Annotated in this window: 2 protein-coding genes; one reads left to right on the top strand and one right to left on the bottom strand. The window is 41.3% G+C overall.

What is annotated here, in order from left to right:
* The coding region (locus AC3LHT_RS09220; protein WP_488662683.1) for an efflux RND transporter permease subunit at positions 1-2,715 on the bottom strand (2,715 nt) is incomplete at its 3' end.
* A gap of 213 nt (positions 2,716-2,928) precedes the next feature.
* On the opposite strand from AC3LHT_RS09220, the gene AC3LHT_RS09215 reads away from it, so the two are divergent.
* Positions 2,929-4,306, top strand: a 1,378-nt coding sequence (locus AC3LHT_RS09215) for a hypothetical protein (RefSeq protein ID WP_488662682.1), incomplete at its 3' end; no start/stop codon positions are given.

The raw sequence follows: 4,306 nt of genomic DNA, 5'->3' as shown, positions 1-4,306 counted from the left end.
TGCTACACCTATTATGGCCATGGGTAGGGTAAGGAATATGACAAAAGGATACACTAGAGATTCGAACTGTGCGCCAATCACTAAATACATTAAAACGATTCCCACCACAAGCGCAAAAGCGAATTGCTTTAGCGTCTCTTGAAGGTTAGATGCTTGTCCGCCAAGTTCAGGGGTAAATTGCAACAGATTTTCATCGCTTTGAAGTAAAGCGTTCACATCCTTTACTACCTGGCTCAATGTACGACCGGATATGCTAACCTCCACATAGCCAACTCTATGGCCATCTTCATGATCGATGCTTTTTGGTGTTTCTTTGATGCCAAGCTGAGCTACCACTCCTACATAACTTGGCTTTCCAAGCATAGAATCTACGGGAATTGATTTCAACCACTGGTACCCATCTTCAGGAGTTTCATAACAGAGTTTCAAAGGTACTCTTTCGCCTTTTATGAAAATATCTCCAAGGTCAACCCCCATAGTATAGGGTTGGATGGCTCCTATAACCTGCATAGGAACGATACCCGACATGATAGCTTTACCCCTGTCTATTTTCAATTCGAGGTTCTTCTCTTTCTCTTCAAAATTTGTGCTGACATTCACCACACCAGCTATTCCTCTCAGTTTCTGGGCAAATTGATTTGTAGCCTTTTCAAGAGATTGGAAGTCATCACTGTAAAATGCGATCTCAATATCATTGCCCATGAGGCTTTCTATTTCCAGGCCACCGGCAGAAACTTTGATTTCAGCGTCCAGCTTATCAGCTAAAGGCGTAAGGTCTTCTCTGAGCTTTTCTGATATTTCCTGAGAAGTTGAAGTCCTTTCTCTTTTTGGTTTTAGACTCAGTTGAATAGAAGCGGTATTTTCGCTTCCACCTAACAAAACCGAATAAATCCCACCAGTTGTACCACCATTAGCATAAAGATTTTCAAGCTGGTACTCGCCGGAATTTGAAAGGATCTCTCCTGTTATCTTTTCAACAGTTGCCTTTGTTTCCTTATAACTGCTATTTTCTGGAAGTCTTACAGAGATATTTATTATGCCGCTATCCATAGGTGGTATGAGTTCAAAATTCCGTGTTGCTATTAAAAAAGCGCCAACAATGAAAATGCCTAAAAACACGGCGATGGCAATGCCCTTTTTTCTCAGTAGAACAGTTAGCCACTTTTTATAGGTTTGTTCAAGGGAATTGCGCGATTTTTTCTTGGTTTTGATAAACCCTGAAAAAGCTGGAACAAGCACAATCGCCACAAGTAAAGAGGCTGCAAGTGAAAGTGCTAGAGCTATGGCAAAATACTTTAAGAATTGCGAGAAAAAGCCAGAGATAAAAGCAAGAGGCACAAACATCGCAAGGGTTGTGAGAGTAGATGAGAATATTGCTCCAACAACTTCGCTTCCTCCTAAACCAGCAGCCTCAGCCGCCGACTTCTTTTCTTCAAGATGCCTATATATCGCTTCAAGAACAACAATACTGTTATCCACAATCATCCCCACTGCCATGGTAAGACCGCCCAGAGTCATGAGATCCAGCCCAAGTCCCGAGAAATACAGCAGGGTAACGGCAATAAGCAGTGAAAGAGGCATAGACAGTGCCACTGCCAGCGTAGCAGTCAGGTTTTTCAAGAATATCAGGATAACAACAGTTGCCACCAAAGCTCCTATGATAAGATTTCTGAAAAGCCCGCTAACAGCCTTCTCTGTGAACTTACTGCTATCACTGAGTGTGATCAGCTGAACATCAGGATGAGCATTTTGCCATTCATTAACCGCCTGCTTAATATTCCTTGCAACCTTAACTGTATTTGTTCCGCCTTTTTTCTGAACCACAAGTACTGCAGCACCTTTGCCATTTACTTGAACAAAACCTCTTGTTTCTGAATCGACAAGCTCAACATCGGCGATCTGTTTTAATCTGACAGGTATGGGTATTCCTCCCAACTTGAGGCTCTGCCCCGTCAGAGAAGAAGTGAGCATCTTGTCCATACCGCGAATGCCAATTATCGTATTTTTTAATCCATCGAGAGATTCGAACTGACTGGAAACGGAAAGTTTGAAAACTTGATCGCCACTTTCAAGATTGCCCATAGGATATCTGACGCCTTTGGATAGAACGGTCTGAAGGATGTCATATGGTATACCATAAGTTGACAGTTTGTCTTTATCAAGGGTAATCCTTACTTCCTTTTCCGGAATTCCCAATCTCTCCACATTGGCAACTCCAACCACTCTTGAAAGCTTTTTTTGAAGCTCCAGCGAAGCATTCTCCACATCACCATCAGATGAAGAAATGCCAAGTATATACACAGGTATCATAGAGGGATTGAATTCGACTACTATTGGGTTGACCCCTTCTGGAAGGCCTGTAGCGAATGATTCTAATGATTGTTTTATCCTTGAAACGGCGGCATTCATGTCTGTCCCGCTCTCAAATTCTATCTGGACAATAGAAAAACCATCAACCGATTGAGAGTGAAATGACTTCACACCACTCACAAGACCTATCGCGCTTTCCACCTGATTGGTCACATTCAATTCCACTTCTTCAGGTCCTGCCCCTATATAGGGGGTTACTACCACTGCATAGGGAATATCCACATTCGGCAAAAGATCAAGGGGAAGCTTTCCCCAGGAAAAAAAACCGAGGAAAACAAGAATTGAAAAAAGCAAAAAAACGGCAACAGGCCTACTTGAAAATTGGGAAAGTATACTCTTCCACACTTTTTTCCACTCCTTAGGATTATATTCAATTTTACAGGCCTAACAATCAAAGAATGTCCTATTTTAGGACTCTCTCTGTTTTTTTAGTGTTCGGAAGCTATCAGTAACGATTATATAAAAAAATCTAAAATCTTGTGAGGAGTTTCTCAATCCCTTTCTTTTAAAAAATAATGAACCTATAATTTGTGTAGATTAAAATGGGGGGTGTAAAAGATGATAAGAAGATTCATGCTTGTAGTATTTATCGTTGTTGCTGTTTTAGGCTTTTCTGCACAGTTTTATCGTTCGATTGAAGACACCATAGAAATCTATCCAGATGGCTCTGCTGTAATAACGCGTATTGAAAAGGTACCTGCGTCAGATCTTTCTAAGATTTATATTTCACACGCAGAAACGCTTGAAAAAGAAAAAGAAGTTTTTCAAAATTTCTATGACGAAATCTCAAAAAGTTACTATTTTCTCTACGACTCGGTACCGGGATTTGGAGACCGGAATTTGAAAGTAGATATCGACAGAAACGGTAATTACACCTGTATTATCGAGATGAAAGTAACAGGGCTCCTCACACACCCAGAAAGCAAACAGGAGCTCCTGCAATTTTCAAGAAAACATTTCTCCGAGGAAAAGGTGATGCTGAAATACTTTGAAAATGTACTTGATGGCAAGATATTCGAGACGGCTTTTCTTGGTTCTGAAAAGAACTCCATTCGTACTGAAAAAACAACGACCATTATCCTTCCTGAGGGCTCAAGAATACTGGATGTTCTTTCGCCGTTTCAGAAAGAACCCCAAAAAAGTTGGTCAGTGGATTTTGGGGGCGGAACAAAGTTTTACGCTGAGCTAGATGTACAAGGAAATACTTTGAGAATCAAGGAGGAGATTGTCACTGGAGGTGGATCCCCGGAGCGAATACTAAAAGATGACAATGCGGATCTCTTCGAACAGTTGAGGGATTACACTGCTTTTGATATCATATTCGCCAACGAAAAAGCATCAACCAAGCTAACACAACCCACCCCTTATAAATTCAAAGACGATTATTCCGGATCGTGGAGCTTTTACGTCTCACAAACACTCTCTCATCAATTCACTTATTATACCCTTACAGTAAAACCAGGCATGACAGCAAGCTTGAATTTTGGGGCCTCACTTCTCTGGCAACATTATTGGAAAAAAGTAAGCTGGTGGAGGTACAAATACGTTCTAAAGAAGTTCCAGACCACCGTGTCAATCAACCCAAGCCTTACTCCCTTTGTAGCAGTCTCTTCGGGAGCTTCGATAAGCAAGTCCTGGAGTTATAACATCACCACTAAAAGGAAATGGATCACTTTTTGGGTTTCTTGCGTACCGGTGACCCTGGTGATGGAAGTGAAATTCGATGCAAATGCACAAGCAAGCATATCAGGGATTATAGGATTTAACGTATCCACAACACTTTCAGCCAATACCAGCCTTACTGTTAAATACCAAAATGGGTGGAGCAAGAGCGTTTCAAAATCATATAGCTACTCAGGAGTACAATTTTCGGCAGATGCAAAAGTCAACGCGTCTGCAAAAGGCTCTTTGCCTTTAACACTTTCCGCTTATGTTT

Source organism: Kosmotoga sp. (assembly GCF_982836095.1).
Note: the sequence above shows the minus strand (reverse complement) of the source record. Positions and strands in the feature narration are given on the sequence as shown.